At 53.4% G+C, this 22155-nt stretch carries 16 protein-coding genes; 11 read left to right on the top strand and 5 right to left on the bottom strand.

The window, feature by feature from the left end; genetic code table 11:
- Positions 1 to 6 precede the first annotated feature (6 nt).
- The 4 genes from K5621_RS07890 to K5621_RS07905 form a co-directional block, all read right to left on the bottom strand.
- Positions 7 to 3078: an efflux RND transporter permease subunit gene (locus tag K5621_RS07890; RefSeq protein ID WP_221050863.1), complete on the bottom strand. Its 3072-nt coding sequence runs from the start codon at positions 3076 to 3078 to the stop codon at positions 7 to 9.
- Positions 3075 to 6323, bottom strand: coding sequence for an efflux RND transporter permease subunit (locus K5621_RS07895; RefSeq protein ID WP_221050864.1), 3249 nt, complete (start codon positions 6321 to 6323; stop codon positions 3075 to 3077). Before K5621_RS07895 ends, K5621_RS07890 begins: the two co-directional genes overlap by 4 nt.
- Positions 6324 to 6344: 21 nt before the next feature.
- The gene (locus K5621_RS07900; RefSeq protein ID WP_039035121.1) at positions 6345 to 7400 is read right to left on the bottom strand and encodes an efflux RND transporter periplasmic adaptor subunit; all 1056 of its coding nucleotides are present in this window, start codon (positions 7398 to 7400) and stop codon (positions 6345 to 6347) included.
- 579 nt (positions 7401 to 7979) lie between these two features.
- A complete protein-coding gene (locus tag K5621_RS07905) occupies positions 7980 to 9266 on the bottom strand; it encodes a citrate synthase (protein ID WP_100142378.1) in 1287 nt (428 codons plus the stop codon).
- Positions 9267 to 9678: 412 nt separating this feature from the next.
- On the opposite strand from K5621_RS07905, the gene sdhC reads away from it, so the two are divergent.
- From sdhC to K5621_RS07955, 10 genes are all read left to right on the top strand, one after another.
- Entirely contained in the window at positions 9679 to 10074 is a 396-nt protein-coding gene (sdhC, locus tag K5621_RS07910; RefSeq protein ID WP_221050865.1) for a succinate dehydrogenase cytochrome b556 subunit, read from the top strand.
- Entirely contained in the window at positions 10068 to 10415 is a 348-nt protein-coding gene (gene sdhD / locus K5621_RS07915; protein ID WP_100142380.1) for a succinate dehydrogenase, hydrophobic membrane anchor protein, read from the top strand. Before sdhC ends, sdhD begins: the two co-directional genes overlap by 7 nt.
- Positions 10416 to 12182, top strand: coding sequence for a succinate dehydrogenase flavoprotein subunit (sdhA, locus tag K5621_RS07920; RefSeq protein WP_221050866.1), 1767 nt, complete (start codon positions 10416 to 10418; stop codon positions 12180 to 12182).
- Between the two features lie 12 nt (positions 12183 to 12194).
- Positions 12195 to 12902, top strand: a complete 708-nt coding sequence (locus K5621_RS07925) for a succinate dehydrogenase iron-sulfur subunit (RefSeq protein WP_045282660.1) — start codon at positions 12195 to 12197, stop codon at positions 12900 to 12902.
- 193 nt (positions 12903 to 13095) lie between these two features.
- The gene (sucA, locus tag K5621_RS07930; RefSeq protein WP_221050867.1) at positions 13096 to 15918 is read left to right on the top strand and encodes a 2-oxoglutarate dehydrogenase E1 component; all 2823 of its coding nucleotides are present in this window, start codon (positions 13096 to 13098) and stop codon (positions 15916 to 15918) included.
- A 30-nt stretch (positions 15919 to 15948) separates the two neighbouring features.
- Entirely contained in the window at positions 15949 to 17145 is a 1197-nt protein-coding gene (gene odhB, locus K5621_RS07935; protein ID WP_221050868.1) for a 2-oxoglutarate dehydrogenase complex dihydrolipoyllysine-residue succinyltransferase, read from the top strand.
- A gap of 77 nt (positions 17146 to 17222) precedes the next feature.
- Entirely contained in the window at positions 17223 to 18389 is a 1167-nt protein-coding gene (sucC, locus tag K5621_RS07940; protein WP_039032727.1) for an ADP-forming succinate--CoA ligase subunit beta, read from the top strand.
- On the top strand, positions 18389 to 19261 hold the full coding sequence (sucD, locus tag K5621_RS07945; protein ID WP_025011011.1) for a succinate--CoA ligase subunit alpha: 873 nt from the start codon (positions 18389 to 18391) through the stop codon (positions 19259 to 19261). The genes sucC and sucD overlap by 1 nt, the downstream gene beginning before the upstream one ends.
- A gap of 513 nt (positions 19262 to 19774) precedes the next feature.
- On the top strand, positions 19775 to 20188 hold the full coding sequence (gene rnk, locus K5621_RS07950) for a nucleoside diphosphate kinase regulator (RefSeq protein WP_100142383.1): 414 nt from the start codon (positions 19775 to 19777) through the stop codon (positions 20186 to 20188).
- Positions 20189 to 20280: 92 nt separating this feature from the next.
- Positions 20281 to 20562, top strand: coding sequence for a hypothetical protein (locus K5621_RS07955; RefSeq protein ID WP_100142384.1), 282 nt, complete (start codon positions 20281 to 20283; stop codon positions 20560 to 20562).
- Positions 20563 to 20619: 57 nt separating this feature from the next.
- Here K5621_RS07955 and fur read toward each other — a convergent pair whose 3' ends face one another.
- Entirely contained in the window at positions 20620 to 21051 is a 432-nt protein-coding gene (fur, locus tag K5621_RS07960; RefSeq protein ID WP_100142385.1) for a ferric iron uptake transcriptional regulator, read from the bottom strand.
- Between the two features lie 260 nt (positions 21052 to 21311).
- Between fur and cobB the strand changes: the two genes are divergently transcribed.
- Entirely contained in the window at positions 21312 to 22046 is a 735-nt protein-coding gene (gene cobB / locus K5621_RS07965; protein ID WP_100142386.1) for a Sir2 family NAD+-dependent deacetylase, read from the top strand.
- Positions 22047 to 22155 lie beyond the last annotated feature (109 nt).

Raw genomic sequence — 22155 nt, forward strand, 5'->3', positions numbered from 1 at the left:
TTCGGCTCAGGTCCAGGGCAGCAGGCGCTGACTGAGTTTAAGCGATTGCCCGAGCCTGATGGCCGCATTATGACGCAGGCGGAAGAAGGCCTGGTAACACAGGGGCACCAAATAGAGACTGGTCAGGGTGGAGAAACTCAAGCCGCCTATGATGGCAATCGCCATAGGTGAGTATGGTGGGCCACCGCCGCCTATCTGAGTGTCTCCCAGCGCCAGAGGAAGCAGGCCCAGCACTGTGGTCCCAACCGTCATCAATACCGGCCGCAAGCGGGTGACACAGACAGAGGCGATGACCTCGGACAACTGCTCCAGTGGCGGCGTCATCTGATTGATTTGATCCACCAGCACTATGCCGTTGTTGACCACTATCCCCATCAGGATCAGTATGCCTATCATGGCCATCACGGACATAGGCGTGCCGCTCAGCCACAGGGCCCAGAATACCCCAGTGATGGAGAAGAGTATGCTGGTAATGATGGCGCTCGGCAGCAGCAGTGACTCAAACAAAGCCGCCATCACTATATAGATCATGGCAATCGCCAACACCATGTTGATCAGCATGACAGACTCTTCCTCGTCCTGACGTTGAAAGCCGCCTCTGAGTGAGTAGTCATAACCATGGGGGAAGTTGACATGCTTGAGCGCCGCCATGATCTGTTTCTGCGCCTCTTCCATGCTGAGATCTTCAAGGTTAGCGCCTATGGAAAGTGCCGTCTGGCGATCGTAGTGACGAATGACATCGAATCTGGGGACAATTTCCACCTTGGCCAGACTCTCCAGCGAATAGACCTTGTTGTCCTGCCGCACTATGGGCAATTGTTTTAGCCGCTCCAGCGACTGACGCCAGTCGCGTTCAAAGGCCAGTTCGATTCTGAGCTCACCACTGGGATCGTGGCGAAATGAACGCAGTGCCGCGCCCCGCAGTGCCAGGGAGATACTGCCGGCAATATCCTTGATGCTCAGCCCCAGGCGGGCGGCCAACTCTCTGTCTATCTGTACTATCACCTCCTGCTGGGCACCGTTGAGCTCAGAGCGCACATCATGCAGGCCCTCTATGTTGGAGAGCAAAGGGATCACCTGTTCACTGAGGCGAATCAGCTCTGAGGTGGAGCGCCCGGTCAGTGTGACTCTGACGCCGGACTCATCGCTGCCCCAGCCAAACTGAGGCTTGGCAATGGAGAACTTGGGAAATCCTTCGCGGATCCGCTTTTTCAGCTCGGCGACATCTTCTTCCAGATCCGGCTTCAGCAGTATGGTGGAAGAGGCATCCTCGGGAGAGTAATAGCTGTAGACGGCATCTATGTGGAACTCTTCCTTATGGGCATAGAGGTAGTCTTCCATCTGGCTGACCATGGCCTCGGTGACCGCCAGGCTGTGACGTCCTTGCAACTGGTAGTTGATGTAGAAGCGTTCCTTGCTTTGGCTATCCTGGCTGTCCTGTTTCACCAACGATAGCGGCAGGGCGGTTGACAGTAACATCAGCAGTGCCAGGCAAGTAGTGGTTTTCGGGTGCAGCAGTATCCAGTTGAGACTGGTGTGGTAAGACTTCTGCAGCCGCGATTCTTTCTCGACCCGCTCAAACCTGAGTTGCAGTTTTGACAGCATCAAGGGGATCAGCGTCTTGGCCACCAACAGCGAGGCCGCCAGCGAAATGCAGATGGCGATGGCAACATGTTCGAGGAAGATAGTCAGCTCCACTTTAACCCCGAAAATATTCGGCAGGAACACTATCGCCGTGGTCAGGGTGCCGGCCAGCACCGCCAGCGCCACCTTGTCGACCCCGTTGAGGATTGCCCGATCGCCAGCGTTGTTGGGGCTGTCATCTGTATTGTGACCGGCAGCGCCATGTTGCTGCTCCTGCAACACACTCTCTGTGACCACCACGGCATTATCAATCAGCATACCTATCGCCAGCAACAGCCCCATCATAGAGAGGATATTGAGGCTGTAGCCGAGAAAGTACATGCCGGCCAATGTCATACAGATGGAGATGGGCACGGAGGAAACCACCACCAAGGTCATGCGCAGGTTGCGCAGGAACAGATACAGCACGGCAAAGGAGAGCAGGGCGCCCAGCAGGCCGGACATCAACAAGTCCTTGAGCGACGATTTCACTCCATGGGCCTGATCTTCCATGATAAACAGCTTGATCCCCTGAAATTGCTTATCCTCTCTGGCAGCCTCAATCACCTTTAGCACCCTGGCAGAAACTTCCACCAGATTGGCGCCGGATTCCTTGAACACATCCAGGCCGACGGCGTATTTCTTATCAAGATGGCGGCCCTCGGTGGCTTCAGGCAGGGCGAAATTGACTTCGCTGATATCGCCCAGGGTCAAACCCGGCAGCAATACCAGCGCCTTGATCTCTTCGAGATTACGGAACTCGCCCTTGGGAGACACCTGATAGACCCGGCCGTTGTCCCTCAGGTTGCCGCCGCTTATCACAAAGTTTTCTGCCGCCAGACGTTTGTGAATAGCGGGAACACTCATGCCACTGGCGGCCAGGCGCTGGGCATCGAGACGTATCTCTATCTGTTTTTGCTCCACGCCATAGAGGGTGACCTTGGAGACGCCTTCCACCCGCTCCAGTGGCCGTTTGAGCTGTTTTTCCAGCAGATCGAAGGCGCCGGAGAGTTCCCGTTCACTGGAGATCCTGATATTCAGCATAGGCATGTCGGCGGTGGAGAACTGCATGATAAACACCCGCTCCACGTCGGTTGGCAACAGATGGCGCACCGCATCCACCTTCTCCCGCGCCTCCAGGCTGCGGGCGGCGACGTTTTCACCCCACTTCATCCTCACTTCTATCTCGCTGCCATCCTGGCTGGAACGTGAGCGCAGTTCATCGAGTCCGCCCATGGTGGCGAGCGACTCTTCCAGGACATTGGTGATGTCGCGTTCCACTTCCGCAGGAGAGGAGCCTTTGTAAGGCACCTGGATAAAGATCCGCGGGATCTCTATCCCGGGGAACATCTCCAGAGGCAGTAAGCGGCTGGCGGCCAGACCAAAGAGCAAAATGGCCACAAAGAACATGCTGGTGGTCACCGGGCGCTTGAGCGCCAGTTTGGTCAGGTTCATGCGCCTTCTCCCATGGTGACCGGCTCGGCGAACTGTTTGCGGTCGAACAGGGCATAGAGCACAGGAATAACCACCAGAGTCAGCAGAGTCGACAGGCTGAGGCCGAAAATCACAGTGATCGCCATCGGCGCGCGCACTTCGCTGCCGTCTCCTAAGCCTATTGCCATGGGCAGCAGCCCCAGATTGGTGGTCAGTGTGGTCATCAGTATGGGTCTTAAACGCGATGCTGCCGCTTGCTTGATGGCGTCGAGACGTGGTTTGCCGCTTTGCCTGAGCTGATTGATCCTGTCCACCAATACTATGGCGTTATTGACCACTATCCCGGCCAGCATGATAAGGCCGATAAAGACGATGACAGACAACTGGGTGCCGGTTATCGCCAGGCCGTAGATACTGCCGCTCAGTGCCATAGGTACAGCCATCAGGATAAGCAAGGGGTGCAGCAATGACTCAAACTGACTGGCCATCACCAGATAAACCAGGAATACCGCCAAGATCAGCGCTATCTTCAGCGATTGGAACGAATGCTCCATCTCTTCATTCTGACCGCCGAATCGGCTCTGCACCGAGGCGGGTAGTGTCAGTTGGCTGAGAATGTGCTTGGCACTGGCCACTGCCTGATTGAGATCGCCATAGGCCAGATTGGCCGACACTATGGCTACCCGCTGCTGGCTGATGCGATTGATTGCCGAAGGTCCCAGAGTCAGCGAGACATCGGCCACGGCGCTCAAGGGGATGGGCTGCGGGCTGGATGGGTTGATCAGCATGGCATCGATATCGCTTATCTGATTGCGTTCATCCAACTCGCTGCGCACCAGAATATCTATCTTGCGCTCTCTCAGAGTGTATTTGCTGGCTACGGTACCGCCAACCCGCTGGGCTATGCTGGTGGCCACGGTTGGCGCATCCAAGCCAAGGGCCGCCATTCTGGCGTGATCAAAACGGATACTCAGCTCCGGCTGACCGTCACGCAGGCTGCTGCTAACATCGACAAAGCGGGGATCGCCCTCCAGCGCCTTAACCAATGAAGCGGCCGAGGTTTTCAACTGTTCCAATTCATAGCCGGACAACTCTATCTCCAGCGGAGTCTTGAAGCTGAACAGCTCGGGATATTGGATCTGCGCTTCCAGCTCGGGAATAGTGCGCAACGTGCTGCGCAGCTTGGCGGCAACTTGGTCAAACGCGCGGTGATCGGCCAGCACCACCTGCAGACGCCCCCAGTTTTCGCCGCCGCGCCGGGTATCCGAAGTCATGAGACCACCGCTGCCGGCCTGGCTGTAGGCGTGTTTCACTTCCTCTCTGTCCTTGATAGCCAGCGCCAGACGTTGCAATACGGCATCGGTTTGGCTCACCTCACTGCCGGGAGGCAGCAGGATTTCCACATAGAATTCGCCTTGATTCATTGGTGGGATCAGCTCCATTCCCAGGCGGCTCATCAAGACGCCCGAGATGGCGGTGACCGCAATGGCCAGCGCCAGAGTGATGCCACGGAACTTGAGTGCCAGGTTCAGCAGCGGCCGATAGCCATCGGCCAGCCAGCCGTAGCAAAGGTTAAACAGTCTGGACAGCGGCTTCATCACCAGGGATACCAGCCACACCAGCAGCCGGGTGACGATTAACACCAGTGTCAGCAGCAATCTTGGCAGATAGCTGAGCAGCAACAGGAAAGGGAAAGTAAACACAGTGGCGCTGTAATGCTTGAGTTTGCCAAGCTTACCCGCCGGAGGCTGCGGTTTGTCACGCTTGACCAGTTCCGGCAACATAGTGAAGCCTTCGCGGGAAGCCAACATAGGAATCGAGGTGAGGGCAACCAGCAAAGAGGCCAGCAGGGCGAAAGTAACGGTCAGGGCCTGATCGGCAAACAGGGCCCCGGCAATGCCGTCGACAAATACCAAGGGCACAAATACCGCCAGCGTGGTTAGGGTAGAGGCAAAAATCGCCCCGGCCACCTCTTTGGTTCCTGTGATGGCGGCCTGACGGCGATCCATCCCCTGAGCCTTGCACCTGTCGATGTTTTCCAGCACCACGATGGCGTTATCCACCAACAGCCCCACCGCCAGCGCGATACCGCCGAGCGACATGATGTTAAGACTGATATCGGCAAAATACATCATGTTAAAGGTGGCTATCACGGAGAAGGGGATAGAGATGGAGATGATCAGGGTAGGGATGATGTCTCGAAGGAACAGGTAGATCACCAGCATTGCCAGCAGACTGCCGATAAGGGCTGATGAGGTCACTTCGCTGACGGCGCTTTCGATAAACTCCGACTGATCGTAAATTATCTCGGGCACTGGCGTGGCGCTGTCTTTGGCCTCGGAGCGCATCTGTTGCAACTGGCTCTTAAGCTTACTGGCTACGGCTACCGTATTGGCATCGCCCTCCTTATAGATGGCGAGCTCAATGGACTCCTTGCCGCCGATGCGGGTGATATCGCTGCGCTCTTTAAAGGCATCTGTGACCTCTGCTATTTCGCCAAGACGTACCAGGGTATTGCCCTTTTGATAGACAATCACATTGGCCAGCTCATCGAGGGAGTGAAACTGGTTAACGGTGCGCACCAGATATTCGCGGTCGCCCTGGATCACCTTACCGGCAGAAAGGTTGACGTTTTCTTCACTGATGCGATTGCGAATGGCTTCGCTGCTGAGATCCAGCTGTGCCAGTTTCTGTTGATTGAGCAGAATATGCACTTCCTGCTCCAGCCCGCCGGAAAGGCGCACGGCAGCGACTCCGGAAAGTGACTCGAGATCCCGCTTAAGCTCCTCTTCGGCATAAGTCCGCAGGCGCTTGAGCTCGGCTTCTGTGGCCTTGGGGGCCGGCAGTGCCAGGCGCATGATGGGATCGAGATTGGGATTAAAGCGCAGCAACAAAGGCTTTTTCACATCCAGCGGCAGCTCTATGGTGTCGAGTTTTTCCCGCACATCGAGACTGGCCATATCCATCTCTGTGCCCCATTCAAATTCGAGCACCACATCGGACATACCGGAACGGGAAATCGAACTTATCTGTCTCAAGCCTTTAACAATGCCGACCGCTTCCTCGATAGGTTTGGAGATAAGCTGCTCTACCTCCACGGGTGCCGCGCCCTCGTAGAGGGTACGTATGGTGAGTGTGGGGTAGCTCAAGTCGGGCAACAGCTTTACCGCCAGACGGGAGAAACCCACCATGCCGAACAGGATAACGGCCAGCATAAACATCCAGACGGTCACCGGACGCTTGACCGAAGTGGTAATAATAGACATAAGAGGTGGTCCTTGTGACAGTTAGTTGGCCTTGGCCAGATCCAGCGGAGCTATCACTTCCACCAATGATTGATCCTTGAGATTGTGTTGACCGCGAACTACCACCTGTTCACCCGGACTTATGCCCTCGGTGATTTCCACTTTATCATCCTGGCGGTAACCCAGTTTGACCTCGCGGCGCTGCGCCTTGCCCTCTTCGATAACATAGAGCGCCTTGCGATCATCCTGATTGATGACGGCGTTATAGGGCACCACTATCACATTGTCGTGGGTGTCGTATCTGAGTTCGACCCGGGTAAACATCCCGGCCTTGAGACTGGCATCCTGATTGGGGATCGAAAGGGTTACCTTGAAAGTGCCGCTGGTGGCTTCCACCACAGGGCTTATTCTGAGTACCTTGGCCGCTACTTGCTGCTGGCGGGAACTGATGACTTCGGCTTCCTGGCCTATGCGCAAACTGCTCAGTTGCTGCTCCGGCAGATTGACTATGCCGTAGAGCTCATCCTGATTGACCAGATAGAACAGCTCTTCAAACTCCTTGGCCATATTGCCCTGTTTGACAAAACGTTTGGCGACCACGCCATCTATGGGAGAGCGGATTTGGCTTTCTTCCACCTGAAGTTTGGCCAAGTCCCGACGCGCCTTGGCGGCTTGCAGGTTGAATTCCAGTTTGGCCATGGCATCGGCACTGACAAACTCTCGGTTATTCATTTTCTTCAGCCGGTTGAGCTCCTGCTCGATGATTTGCACCTCGGCTTCGGCCTTATCCAGCTCATAACGTTGGCGACGGGAGTCTATCACCGCCAGCAACTGCCCCTTGTTGACTCTGTCACCTTCCTCGACTTGTAGAGTTTCTATCAGCCCGGCAATCCGGCTGACCACATGGGCTTCTTGTGGCGCTTCCAGTGTGGCTGTGGTGGCGTAGAAGGAGGAAACCTGGCCTTGAGTGACTATGCTGGTCTCGACCGGAATGGCAAAGGCTTGTTGTTGTTCTTCCTGCTGCTGTTCGCTGCAGCCGCTGGCCAGAGACCCAAGCAGTAAAACAGTGCTCAGGGTGTAGGTGAGGTTACGCTTCATGTGAAAGTCCTTATCTTGATCTTTGTTGCGATAAAGCAAAACCAATGCCAATTTTGAATTTCCTTTTAAAACAAAGAGTAATTATATTTTGGTGTCTACCTTATTGAGGTGTTTGATGCCGATGTAGCAAAAAAGTTTATTTTGTGATGTTTTTTACCAATGCTGCTCAGTATAGCGTCTGCGCAAGCGGCTGAGTTGAGGCCAGGGAAGTGACCGCACTGCGCTGACGGTGTAATACAGTTCACGGCAAGCGAGGGGGGCACTCATTCGCTAAAGGCGGCGCTATTGAGGCTTGCTAACATGAAGCGCCCACTAAGGGTTGGTGGCATTAAGATTAGTGGCATTAAGAGTTGTACAGGATGCGGCTTTACCGGGTGAACCGGCTTTTGAGAGGTGAGACAACAGCAAGTGAGCTTAAGAGATAGTGGGTTAGGCGAGGGCCATTTTTCAGAACAAAGTTAGCATCCTGTTATCGAAAGCGCAGCCGGGCGAGTTTACCCTTGATCACACTACATGCTTGAACACAAAAAAGGCGCCAAGGCGCCTTTTTCAATGAGTGAGACTTACACGTTGTCAAACTCAGCGTTTGTCCAGTTCCACGAAGTCGCGGGATGTGGCACCTGTGTAGAGCTGACGTGGACGGCTGATCTTGTGACCAGGCTGATCCAGCATCTCTTTCCAGTGAGCAATCCAGCCAACAGTGCGGGCCAGGGCAAAGATAACGGTAAACATGGAGGTTGGAATACCAATCGCCTTCATGATGATACCCGAGTAGAAGTCGACGTTTGGATAGAGCTTCTTGGAGATGAAGTATTCATCTTCCAGCGCGATCCGCTCAAGTTCCATGGCAACATCCATCAGAGGGTCGTTAACCTTGAGTTCAGCCAATACTTCGTGACAGGTTTCACGCATCACTTTGGCGCGCGGATCGAAGTTCTTGTAAACCCGGTGACCGAAGCCCATCAGTCGGAAAGGATCATCCTTGTCTTTGGCGCGTTCGATAAACTCAGGAATACGATCCACAGTGCCGATTTCTTCCAGCATACGCAGACAAGCTTCGTTGGCACCACCATGGGCAGGTCCCCACAGCGAGGCGATACCGGCGGCGATACAGGCAAATGGGTTGGCACCCGAAGAACCTGCCAGACGCACGGTAGAGGTTGAAGCGTTCTGTTCGTGATCGGCATGCAGGATAAAGATGCGATCAATGGCACGTTCAACGATTGGGTTCACCTTGTATTCTTCACAAGGTACCGCGAACATCATCGACAGGAAGTTACCGGCGTAGCTCAGGTCGTTGCGTGGGTATACGAACGGCTGACCGGTAGAGTATTTGTAGCACATGGCAGCAATGGTCGGCATCTTGGAAACCAGCCGGAAGGCGGCGATTTCACGATGACGGGCATCGTTGACATCCAGAGAGTCCTGATAGAAAGAGGACAGGGCTCCTGTTACGCCACAGAGCATGGCCATTGGATGAGCGTCACGACGGAAGCCTCTGAAGAAGAAGGCCAACTGCTCATGCACCATAGTGTGAGTTTTAACCGTGTAGGCGAATTTCTCATACTCTGCCTTGGTGGGCAGTTCGCCATACAACAGCAGGTAACAGAGATCCAAATAATTGGATTCTGTTGCCAGTTGATCTATCGGATAGCCACGGTGCAACAATACGCCCTGTGCGCCATCGATATAGGTAATTGCTGATTCACAGGAGGCTGTCGCGAGAAATCCTGGATCAAAGGTAAAGTAGCCTTTACTGCCGAGCTTACTGATGTCGATTACGTCGAAACCTGCAGTTCCTTGTTTCACTGGCAGTTCAATCGAGTCGTTCCCTGGTAATTCCAAAGTGGCTTTCAAATCAGCCATACCCCGTTCTCCTTACTTCATTCTTATGTGAGTGCGGAATGTCAAATCGCCATTACTTTACAGCCAATCTAGATCACATTTCAATTTAAATAAGCGTTTAAATTCGTTAGACCATGGTATAGGTAAGACCAATTTCCCTGATAACACTGGGACTTATCAGGGAAAATGCACCCAAAAACTAAATCTAGATAATGTGATGTTTGTATTTGACATTTTCGAAGAGTATACTTGCTGCGGCTCGCGAGAGCTGCTAAATAGCGGGCTTGGTTAGCATATCACTAATTAACTAATTCTGTGTGTTGTCAACAAGTTGGCTTTTTGTTTTAACTTTCTCTTGTGAAACCCTTCACCGTGATGCTTGTCACAAAACTGTGTAAGAGCAATATCGGTTCACATAACAAAAAAATGCTCAATGGAGCTGAGTGAGCAGAACGTGAAAAAGCAAAGACCTGTCCATTTAGATCTGCAGACCATTCGCTTCCCGGCGACTGCAATTGTGTCCATTCTGCACCGGGTGTCCGGTGTCATCATGCTGTTCGCTGTTGGGATACTCCTCTGGTTATTGAACGCCTCGCTGGCGTCGGCCGAGAGTTTCCAAGGCGTACAATCCTTGTTAGATAACTTAGTGATGAAGTTTATCCTTTGGGGTATTCTGACCGCACTGGTTTACCACCTGCTGGGCGGCTTGCGTCACCTGGTAATGGATACCGGTCGCTGGGAGGAGTTAACATCGGGTAATGCATCGGCCAAGGCGGTATTTGTCCTGACCGCAGTGTTTTCTGTATTAGCGGGGATCTGGGTATGGTAACCAATGCAGCGAGTTTTGGACGCAGTGGTGTTCATGATTTCATCCTATTACGCGCAAGCGCCGTCATTCTGGCCGTTTACACTATATTCCTGGTCGGATTTGCCGCTTGCAGTTCACCTCTCACCTACGACGTTTGGCATGGGTTGTTTGCTTCCCTGCCGATGAAAGTCTTTACCCTGCTGGCGCTGATTGCGTTGCTGATCCATGCCTGGATCGGTACTTGGCAGGTACTGACAGACTACGTCAAAAACGTAGCACTGCGTGGGGTTTTACAGTTTGTCTTTGTCGTGACTGCCTTTGTTTATCTGGCGGTAGGCATAGTAATAGTGTGGGGTGTTTAAGTGGCTATTCCAGTACGCGAGTTTGATGCTGTCGTGATTGGTGCCGGTGGTGCCGGCATGCGCGCAGCACTGCAGATTTCTCAAGAAGGCAAGAGCTGTGCGCTCTTGTCCAAGGTTTTTCCTACACGTTCTCACACGGTTTCGGCCCAGGGTGGGATCACAGTTGCTCTGGGTAATGCCCACGAGGACAACTGGGAACACCATATGTACGATACGGTAAAAGGTTCCGACTTCATCGGCGACCAGGATGCCATCGAGTACATGTGTCAGACCGGACCCGAAGCGGTTATCGAGTTGGAGCAGATGGGACTGCCATTCTCACGCTTCGAAAACGGTACTATTTATCAGCGCCCATTCGGCGGTCAATCCAAGAATTTCGGTGGTGAGCAGGCCGCTCGTACCGCTGCTGCGGCTGACCGTACCGGCCACGCGCTGCTGCACTGCTTGTACCAGCAGAACGTCAAGAATAAGACTCAGGTATTCTCCGAGTGGTATGCCCTGGATCTGGTTAAAAACGAAGACGGTGCCATCGTAGGTTGTACTGCAATCGAAATTGAAACCGGCGAAATTGTTTACTTCAAAGCCAAGGCCACGGTATTGGCTACCGGCGGTGCCGGTCGCATCTTTGCTTCTACCACCAATGCCCACATCAACACAGGTGATGGCGTTGGTATGGCTGCCCGTGCTGGGGTTCAGCTGCAAGACATGGAAATGTGGCAGTTCCACCCAACCGGTATCGCCGGTGCCGGTGTTCTGGTAACTGAAGGTTGTCGTGGTGAGGGCGGTTACCTGCTCAATAAAGATGGCGAGCGCTTTATGGAGCGCTATGCGCCCAACGCCAAAGACCTGGCTTCACGCGACGTGGTTGCCCGCTCCATGATGACAGAGATTCGTGAAGGCCGCGGTTGTGAAGGTCCTATGGGCCCACACCTGAAGCTGAAGCTGGACCATCTGGGCAAAGAAACCTTGGAAGCGCGTCTACCTGGTGTATGTGAGCTGTCCCGTACCTTTGCTCATATAGATCCCGCCGATGGCCCAATTCCGGTTATCCCAACCTGTCACTATATGATGGGTGGTTTGCCAACTAAGGTATCCGGTCAGGTGATCCACAAGAACGCCGATGGGACTGAAGAAGATATCAAGGGCCTGTTCGCCGTGGGCGAAATCGCCTGCGTATCTGTTCACGGTGCCAACCGTCTGGGTGGTAACTCACTGCTCGACTTGGTGGTGTTCGGTCGTGCAGCCGGTCAACACCTGGGTAAAGCGCTAGATGAAACCGCTGCACCCAAGGCAGCGACGGAAGCCGACATTCAGAAGTCTCTCGAGCGCCTGAATCGCTGGGAAAGCAACAAAGACGGCGAAGACCCGGCGGTTATCCGTAAAGATCTGCAGATGTGCATGCAGCTGAACTTCTCGGTATTCCGCAGTGGTGACGCCATGGCCGAAGGCCTGAAAGAACTGCAGAAAATCCGTGAGCGTCTGGCCAATGCCAAGCTGTCTGATAACTCCAGAGAGTTCAATACTCAGCGTATCGAGTGTCTGGAACTGGATAACCTGATGGCAACGGCAATCGCTTCAGCTTATGCCGCCAACTTCCGTACCGAGAGCCGTGGTGCTCACAGCCGTGAAGACTTCCCTGAGCGTGATGACGCCAACTGGCTATGCCACAGCCTGTTTGACCCTGTCAGCGAAACCATGTCCACCCGTGAAGTGAACATGGCGCCCAAGACACGTGAAGCCTTTCCGCCGAAGAAGCGTACCTACTAAGGAGTTGTGAAGATGAAATTGGATATTGCAGTTTATCGCTACAATCCTGATGTAGATACCAAGCCCTACATGCAGGATTACAGCCTGGAAGTGGCCGAAGGCACCGATATGATGGTGCTGGATGCCTTGCTCAAGCTTAAAGAGCAGGACCCAAGCCTGTCTTTCCGCCGCTCTTGTCGTGAAGGGGTTTGTGGCTCCGACGGCATGAACATGAATGGCAAAAACGGTCTGGCCTGTATCACGCCCGTGTCTACCTTTAAGGGCAAGAAGATTGAAATCCGTCCTCTGCCGGGTATGCCTGTAGTGCGTGACCTGGTGGTGGATCTGAGTCAGTTTTACAAGCAATACGAGAAGATCAAGCCGTACCTCATCAATGATGAGAAGAAACCGGCCCGTGAACATCTGCAGTCACCGGAAGAGCGTGCTCACCTGGATGGCTTGTATGAGTGTATCATGTGTGCTTGTTGTTCAACGGCTTGCCCATCATTCTGGTGGAACCCGGACAAATTTGTTGGCCCCAGTGGTCTGCTGCACGCCTATCGCTTCTTGATAGACAGCCGAGATACTGCGACCGAAGAACGTCTGAGCGAACTGGATGATGCATACAGCGTCTTCCGTTGTCACGGCATCATGAATTGTGTGGATGTCTGTCCCAAGGGCCTGAACCCAACCAAGGCCATTGGACACATCAAATCCATGCTGCTGAAGCGGGCTGTATAAATGCAAGACGACGAGCTTAATCCAATAACAACATAGGCTCGTGGGGAGTCACTTTCTCTGGGTAGAAAGTGGCTCTTTGTATGTAAAGGACTACAAAAGGCCGTAACATCCGGATGTCCCAGGGGCGGCTGAGACCCTGCCAAAGCAGGGAATATATGGCTAAGCACGTGTATCAAGTTTGAAAGGATAAGAAATGCACCAAGGCAGCATGAAAGCCTGGCTCGAATCATCTCACTTGAGTGGGGCGAACTCGACCTACGTTGAAGAGATGTATGAAGCCTACCAAGAAGACCCCACCTCGGTATCTGATGACTGGCGTGCGGTGTTTGAGCAACTCCCTCCGGTGAACGGTGCCTCTGCTGATGTACCCGAAGCTTCCCACTCCAAGATCCGTGACTATTTTCGCTCTCTCGCACAGGAAGGCCGCAGCAAAGGCACTGGCCGTGTGTCCGATCCTGATGTGGATGCCAAGCAGGTAAAAGTTCTGCAATTGATCAACGCCTACCGTTTCCGTGGCCACCAGAATGCTAATCTGGATCCATTGGGACTGTGGAAACGCGACACAGTTGCCGAATTGGATCCTGCTTTCCACGGCCTGAGCAGCGAGGATATGGAGCGGGAGTTCAACACAGGTTCTTTTGCTTATGGCGGTGAAACCCTGAAACTGGGTGAGCTGGTGAAGGCGCTCAAGGCGACCTATTGCGGCTCTATCGGCGCCGAATATATGCATATCACCGACACCGAAGAGAAACGTTGGATCCAGCAACGTCTCGAACCTTCACTGGGTAAGGGCAGCTATGATAAGGCGGTCAAGACCCGGATCCTTGAGGGATTGAATGCCGCCGAAGGCATGGAAAAGTATTTGGGTGCCAAGTTCCCCGGCGCCAAGCGTTTCTCCCTCGAAGGGGGCGACTCGCTGGTGCCTATGATGCGCGAAATTATCTATCGCGCCGGTGAAGCGGGTACCAAAGAGATAGTCGTGGGTATGGCTCACCGTGGCCGTCTTAACGTTCTGGTTAACATTCTGGGCAAGCGTCCTGCCGAACTCTTTGACGAGTTTGCCGGCAAGCATCATGAGACGCTGGGTTCAGGGGACGTTAAGTACCATCAGGGCTTCTCTTCTGATTTTGAAACGCCTGGTGGCAATGTTCACCTGGCATTGGCGTTCAACCCTTCACACCTGGAAATCGTTAACCCGGTCGTGATGGGCTCGGTGCGCGCCAGACTGGATCGCCGCGGCAGTGAAGATGGCCTGCAGGTGATGCCAATTACCATTCATGGTGACTCGGCCATTGCCGGACAGGGCATAGTGCAGGAGACATTCAACATGTCTCAGACCCGCGGCTTTAAAGTCGGCGGCTCTATCCGCATCGTGGTCAACAACCAGGTGGGCTTTACCACCTCCAACCACCAGGATGTGCGTTCTACCGAATACTGTACCGACATCGCCAAGATGGTACAGGCGCCGATTTTCCACGTTAATGCCGACGATCCTGAGGCCGTGGCTTTCGTATCTCAGTTAGCCGTGGATTACCGCAACACCTTTAAGCGTGATGTGGTTATCGAATTGGTATGTTATCGCCGTCACGGCCATAACGAGGCCGATGAACCAAGCGCGACTCAGCCACTGATGTACGCCAAGATCAAGAAGCACCCAACGCCACGTAAGATCTATGCCGACAAGTTGATAGCCGAAAACAGCATTGCGGCCGACGATGTCACCGCCATGATCAACAGCTATCGTGATGCACTGGATCAAGGGGATTGTGTGGTCAAAGAGTGGCGTCCAATGACGCTGCACACTGTGGACTGGACTCCTTATCTCAACCGCGAATGGGATGAGTCTTTTGAATCCGGTATGACGCTGGAGCGTCTGCAGAATCTGGCCGACAAGATAAGCTATGTGCCTGAGAGTCATAAGCTGCACTCTCGGGTTGCCAAGATATATAACGACCGCGTCGCCATGGCCAAAGGCGAGAAGCTGATGGACTGGGGCTTTGCCGAGACTCTGGCCTATGCCAGCATCCTCGAGGACAAGCAAAGAGTCAGGATCACCGGGCAGGACTCGGGTCGTGGCACCTTCTTCCATCGCCACGCCGTGCTGCACAACCAGAACGATGGCACGACTTACCTGCCGCTGCGCCATGTGGCGAAAGAGCAGGGCCCTATCGACATCACCGACTCAGTGTTGTCTGAAGCCTCAGTGCTGGCGTTCGAGTACGGTTATGCCACAGCTGAGCCGGGTGGCCTGACTATCTGGGAAGCCCAATTCGGTGACTTTGCCAACTGTGCCCAGGTGGTTATTGACCAGTTCCTGTCATCCGGTGAGCAGAAGTGGGGCCGTCTGTGCGGTTTGACCATGTTGCTGCCACACGGCTATGAAGGTCAGGGGCCTGAGCACTCAAGTGCTCGTCTGGAGCGTTTCTTGCAGCTGTGCGCCAACCACAATATGCAGGTTTGTGTGCCTTCGACTCCGGCTCAGGTCTACCACATGCTGCGTCGTCAGGTGGTGCGTCCAATGCGTCGTCCGCTGGTGGTTATGTCTCCCAAGTCGCTGCTGCGTCATCCGCTGGCCGTGTCTTCCCTGGACGAGCTGGCCAACGGTCAATTCCAGAACGTTATCGGTGAAATCGATACTCTGGATGCCGCCAAGGTTGATCGCGTAGTGTTCTGTAGCGGTAAGGTTTACTACGAGCTGCTGGAGCGTCGCCGCAAAGAGAATATCGATAATGTCGCTTTGGTGCGGGTAGAGCAGTTGTATCCCTTCCCACACGAAGAGATGGCAGTCGCCCTGAAAGATTATCAGCATGTGACCGACTTTGTTTGGTGTCAGGAAGAGCCTCAGAACCAAGGTGCCTGGTATTGCAGCCAGCATCATTTCTGGGCAGCCATTCCAAAAGGTGCCCAGCTCAGCTACGCTGGCCGAGATGCCTCTGCAGCGCCGGCTTGTGGCTATCCTGAGTTGCATACGCATCAGCAGGAATCACTGATCACTAGCGCATTAAAACTGAAGTAATAGAAATTTATATAAAAAGGAAAGCTTTCCATGAGTATCGAAATCAAGGTACCTGTACTGCCCGAATCTGTTGCCGACGCGACTATCGCCACTTGGCACGTTAAGCCTGGTGAGCCGGTTTCCCGTGATCAGAACCTGGTTGATATTGAAACAGATAAAGTGGTGTTGGAAGTTGTAGCACCCGAAGATGGTCAGATCAGCGAACTGCTGTTCCAGGAAGGGGATACCGTCCTGGCCGAACAGGTTATCGCCAACTTCGTCGCCGGCGCTGTTGCCGGTCAGGAAGTGAGCAAAGAGCAGGCTGAAGCCGCAGCCCCTAAGGCTGAAGAAGCCGCGGCAGAAAACAACGATGCCCTGAGCCCATCAGTACGTCGCCTGATAGCCGAACACAACCTGGATGCCGCTAAAATCAAGGGCACAGGTGTGGGTGGCCGTATCACCAAAGAAGACGTGGAAGCCTTTGTTAAGTCAGGCTCTGCCAAGCCGGCTGCAGCTGCTGCCACAGCACCTGTGACCCTGGCGGGCGATCGCAGCGAGAAACGCGTACCTATGACGCGTCTGCGCAAGACTATCGCCACTCGTCTGCTGGAAGCCAAGAACTCCACCGCCATGCTGACCACCTTCAACGAGGTCAACATGAAGCCTATCATGGACATCCGTAAGAAGTATCAGGAAGTCTTTGAGAAGAAGCACGGCATCCGTCTTGGCTTTATGTCTTTCTACGTGAAAGCAGTAACCGAAGCGCTGAAGCGTTATCCAGAAGTCAACGCTTCTATCGATGGCAGCGACATCCTGTACCACAACTACTTCGATGTCAGCATCGCCGTTTCCACGCCTCGTGGCCTGGTAACGCCTGTGCTGCGCGACACAGATACCATGACCCTGGCCGATATCGAGAAAGCGGTTCGCGAACTGGCTATTAAAGGTCGTGACGGCAAGCTGACAGTGGAAGATATGACAGGTGGTAACTTCACTGTGACCAACGGCGGTGTGTTTGGCTCTTTGATGTCGACGCCTATTCTGAACCTGCCACAGAGCGCAATCCTCGGCATGCATGCCATCAAGGACCGCCCAATGGCAGTCAATGGCCAGGTGGAAATCCTGCCCATGATGTACCTTGCTCTCTCATATGACCATCGCATCATTGATGGTCGTGAGTCAGTTGGCTTCCTGGTGACTATTAAGGATCTGCTGGAAGACCCAACTCGTCTGCTGCTGGACTTGTAAGCGCCGCCAGACAATAACCTCGTGACTGGCCCCTCGGGGCCGGTTGGATTTAAAACGTAGTATACGGATAGATCATCATGAATTTGCATGAGTATCAGGCAAAAGCCCTATTTGCCGAATATGGTTTACCAGTGTCAGAAGGCTATGCTTGTGACACAGCTCAGGAAGCTGTTGAAGCAGCCGGTCGCATTGGCGGAAACATGTGGGTAGTCAAGTGCCAGGTGCACGCTGGTGGCCGCGGTAAAGCAGGTGGCGTTAAAGTCACTGGCGACAAAGAAGAGATCAGAGCCTTTGCCGAACATTGGCTGGGCAAGAATCTGGTCACTTATCAGACTGATGAAAAAGGTCAGCCGGTTGCCAAGATCCTGGTTGAAAGCTGCACTGATATCGCCAACGAACTCTATCTGGGTGCCGTTGTCGACCGTGGCACTCGCCGCGTCGTGTTTATGGCTTCTACCGAAGGTGGTGTGGAAATCGAAAAGGTGGCCGAAGAGACCCCTGAGCTGATCCACAAAGCCATTATCGACCCTATCACAGGTCCTCAGCCTTTCCAGGCGCGTGACCTTGGCTTTAAGCTGGGTCTGAACCCAACTCAAATCAAGCAGTTCACCAAGATCTTTATGGGTCTGGCGACCATGTTCCTGGAGCATGACTTTGCCCTGCTGGAGATCAACCCTCTGGTGATCACCACCGAAGGCAACCTGCACTGCCTGGACGGCAAGATTGGCGTAGATGGTAACGCTCTGTTCCGTCAGCCAAAGATCAAAGACATGCATGATCCTTCACAAGACGACCCTCGTGAAGCCCACGCAGCCAAGTTTGAACTGAACTATGTGGCTCTGGACGGTAACGTAGGTTGCATGGTCAACGGTGCCGGCTTGGCCATGGGTACCATGGATATCGTGAACCTGCACGGCGGCAAGCCAGCCAACTTCCTCGACGTAGGTGGCGGCGCGACCAAAGAACGTGTTGCCGAAGCCTTCAAGATCATTCTGTCTGACAGCAATGTGAAGGCCGTTCTGGTGAACATTTTCGGTGGTATTGTGCGTTGTGACATGATCGCCGAAGGTATTATCGGTGCAGTGAAAGAAGTCGGTGTGAAAGTGCCTGTGGTTGTGCGTCTGGAAGGTACCAACGCCGAGCTGGGCTCTAAAGTACTGGCCGAATCAGGTTTGGATATCATTGCTGCGACAAGTCTGACCGACGCTGCTCAGCAAGTAGTTAAAGCTGCGGAGGGCAAATAATGTCTGTTTTAATCAACAAAGATACCAAGGTTATCTGCCAGGGTTTCACCGGTGGTCAGGGTACTTTCCATTCTGAGCAGGCGATTGCCTACGGTACTCAGATGGTCGGCGGTGTGTCTCCTGGTAAAGGCGGCACCACTCACTTAGGCTTGCCAGTATTCAACACAGTGAAAGACGCTGTTGCCGCCACCGGCGCCACTGCATCTGTTATCTATGTACCTGCGCCTTTCTGTAAAGATGCTATCCTGGAAGCCATTGATGGTGGTATTGAGCTTATTGTTTGTATCACCGAAGGTATCCCGACTCTGGATATGCTGCAGGTAAAAGTGAAGCTGGAAGAAACCGGTGTGCGCATGATTGGCCCTAACTGCCCCGGCGTTATCACCCCCGGCGAATGTAAAATAGGCATCATGCCAGGTCACATCCACAAGCCAGGTAAAGTGGGTATCGTTTCCCGCAGCGGTACTCTGACTTACGAAGCCGTTAAGCAGACTACTGATGAAGGTTTCGGCCAGTCTACCTGTGTGGGCATTGGTGGTGACCCGATCCCTGGCACCAACTTCATCGACGTACTGGAAATGTTCCAGAACGATCCTCAGACCGAGGCCATCGTGATGATCGGTGAAATCGGCGGTACTGCCGAAGAAGAAGCGGCGGCTTACATCAAGGCCAACGTCACCAAGCCTGTGGTCTCTTACATTGCCGGCGTGACTGCACCAGCAGGTAAGCGTATGGGCCATGCGGGCGCCATCATTGCCGGTGGTAAGGGGACTGCCGCCGACAAGTTCGCTGCCTTGGAAGCCGCGGGCGTGACTACCGTGCGCTCGCTGGCCGAAATCGGCAGCGCGCTGCGTGAGAAGACCGGCTGGTAAGCACAGTCGTTAAGCTCACAAAAGGCGCCGAGAGGCGCCTTTTTTATTGGTAGCTGTGATGAAGCTCAGGTGCCCCCGGCTGGATATTTGATTGGGAAAAGGTTAGATTGGGTCTAGTCGATCCCTTTGGGGTGATGCAGAGTATTCATGCACTAAAAATTTAAAAAATTCAAATTGTTATTAATCTTTTCCCTGGGGTTGTCGTTCTGTTGCTATCTGGAACTCCAGCCTGAAATGAGAGAAAGCCGTCAGCCAAGAGGCGGAGATCTCGGCAGAACCAGAGAATTGATGCCGTGTTAACAAAGACTTCAGCGCCGTATTGGTTCGTCCGATGCGGCGCTGAAGTGCAATTCGGGGGCGAAAGCGCTCGAAACTCGTAGATCAAGCTGAATGAGTCTGAAACGCCTATCGGGCGATTTCAGCTATTGGGTATTGGTGTCAACCCTCAATGGGGGAAGGGATGACCCGATGTGGGGCCGCTCAGGCGGCTTTTCTGAAAAGTAGAGGATTGCTGTGAGTACACAACCTAATATCGTAATTTCTGAAGTGGATCTGGAGCGCCTGGAGCGTTTGCTCGATTCATTGCCTGCCAACGCCTTTCCCGGCCATCAAGCGCTTGAGGCTGAACTTGAGCGGGCGGAAATCAGGCCATCCAAGGATATGCCGGACAATGTAGTGACCATGAACTCTGAAGTTCGTTTTCGTATGTCTTCCTCCAATGAAGAGTTCACCTTGCGTCTGGTTTATCCAAAAGATGCCGATGGCAGTGCCGGTAAAATTTCGATTCTGGCGCCGGTCGGCGGCGCCTTACTGGGCTTGGCCCAGGGGGATGAAATTGAGTGGCCGGGGCCGGGTGGCGGCACAGTGAAAGTGCGGATTGAAGAGATTATCTATCAACCGGAGCGCTCAGGTGATTTTCACCGCTGAGCACCGGAGCCGGTAAGGCTCTCGGACGGATACGGGAGTGACATACATCTAAGTCACTCAGAATGCACCAACGACAGGGAATGGAGATAAAGATGAAGCAGTACTTTGTCCACAATGGTTTTTCTGCCGGCAGCGGTAAATTACCGGCGGATCCACAGTTGATCAGTGAACAGGATGCCGACAAACTGATGCAGTTTGCCGGATTGGAGCCCGGACACGTAGGTAACCTGACGCCACCGGCGCAGTTTGCCGAAGAGGGAGATTGGTTGTTCAGGCTTTTTGCCAATAACCGTTTTCTTTGTTATGCGGATCCAACGCTTTTCAGCCATGCCTGCCCAAGGAAGAAGGGCGAGCCTCTGGCTTTGAATTGGTAACCTCGGATTACCGGCAATAAAAAAAACCAGCGCTTGGCGCTGGTTTTTTATTAACTGTTACTCTTCACCGTGGTCGCACTTGTCGTTGGTGCAGACGCCATAGAGGTAGAGGCTATGATTGGTGAGCTTGATATTGTGACGCATGGCGATTTCATGTTGGCGGCGCTCAATAAGCTCATCGGAAAACTCGATCACTTTACCACAGCTCAGGCAAACCAGATGGTCGTGATGATGCTGGGTGGAGAGCTCAAATACGGCTTTGCCACTTTCGAAGTGGTGACGGCTGACAATGCCAGCATCATCAAACTGGTTCAGTACCCGATAGACGGTAGCCAGACCTATCTCTTCACCGATATCCAGCAGTTTCTTATATAAGTCTTCGGCGCTGATATGTTGGTTTTCCGGTTCTTGCATCAGCTCCAGGATTTTGACTCGTGGCAGGGTGATTTTCAAACCCGCTTTTTTCAGCGCTTGATTTCCATCTGTCATGGCTAATCTCTTGATTGCAGAACCTTGATATTACACATAGGTTCGTCCGTGGATAATAGACCCCATTATATGTGTACTGTTCTAAAACTTAAACCTCTGATCTGGCTTTTGGTACTTCTCTGGGGCAACTTGGCTATAATCGACATAAATTTGAATAAAAACAAGCAATTTAAACATACTTTTTGTATGGTTATACCAAGGCATAATTGCAGCTTTTGTTCATCGTTGGCAGGATGGACTAAAAACAAAAAGGACACTAGATGCATCGACGAATCGTGGTTTTAACCGGCGCCGGGATCTCTGCCGAGTCCGGACTGCGTACCTTTAGGGATCAGGATGGCCTATGGGAAGAGCATCATATTGAAGATGTGGCGACCCCAGAAGGTTATGAACGTGACCCTGAGTTGGTCGAGCGCTTCTACAATGGCCGCTGGCAGCAACTGCACGCGGGCAATATCGAACCCAACGCTGCTCACACGGCGCTATCTCGCCTAGAGCAGGAGTTTGACGGTGAGCTGCTGATAGTCACCCAGAATATTGACGATCTGCACGAGAGAGCCGGTTCCAGGCGCTTACTGCATATGCACGGTGAACTTTCCAAGGGGCGTTGTCCGCGCTCCCGGCAAACCTTTACCCTGCATGAACCCTTCGGGCCTGAAAATACCTGTACCTGCTGTATTCCGGCGCAGCGTCTGCGGCCTCATGTGGTTTGGTTCGGTGAAATGCCTCTGGGAATGGATAGAATTCACGATGCGCTGGATCACTGCGATCTCTTTATTGCCATTGGCACTTCAGGCACTGTCTATCCTGCTGCCGGCTTTGTCGACAGCGCCAATCATCATGGTGCGCTGACCGTCGAGGTCAATCTGATGCCGGCAGACAGACACAGCCAGTTTCAAATTCATCTGCAAGGCAAGGCCAGTGAGATGGTCCCGGCACTGGTGGAGCGTATCCTTGCCGGTCAGTCTATCTGCAATCAAACCGGCCATAGTTGATGCCTGAGCCCAAAACAGATGCCAGCCTACTTGAGCCGCCTATCGGTATTTCAAGTGTGCGTAATATCCAGGGCTTCAAGGAGGTTATTGACCCCGGGACGATTGATGG

Origin of the sequence: Shewanella carassii (genome assembly GCF_019670705.1) — a bacterium.
Lineage (GTDB): Bacteria > Pseudomonadota > Gammaproteobacteria > Enterobacterales > Shewanellaceae > Shewanella > Shewanella carassii.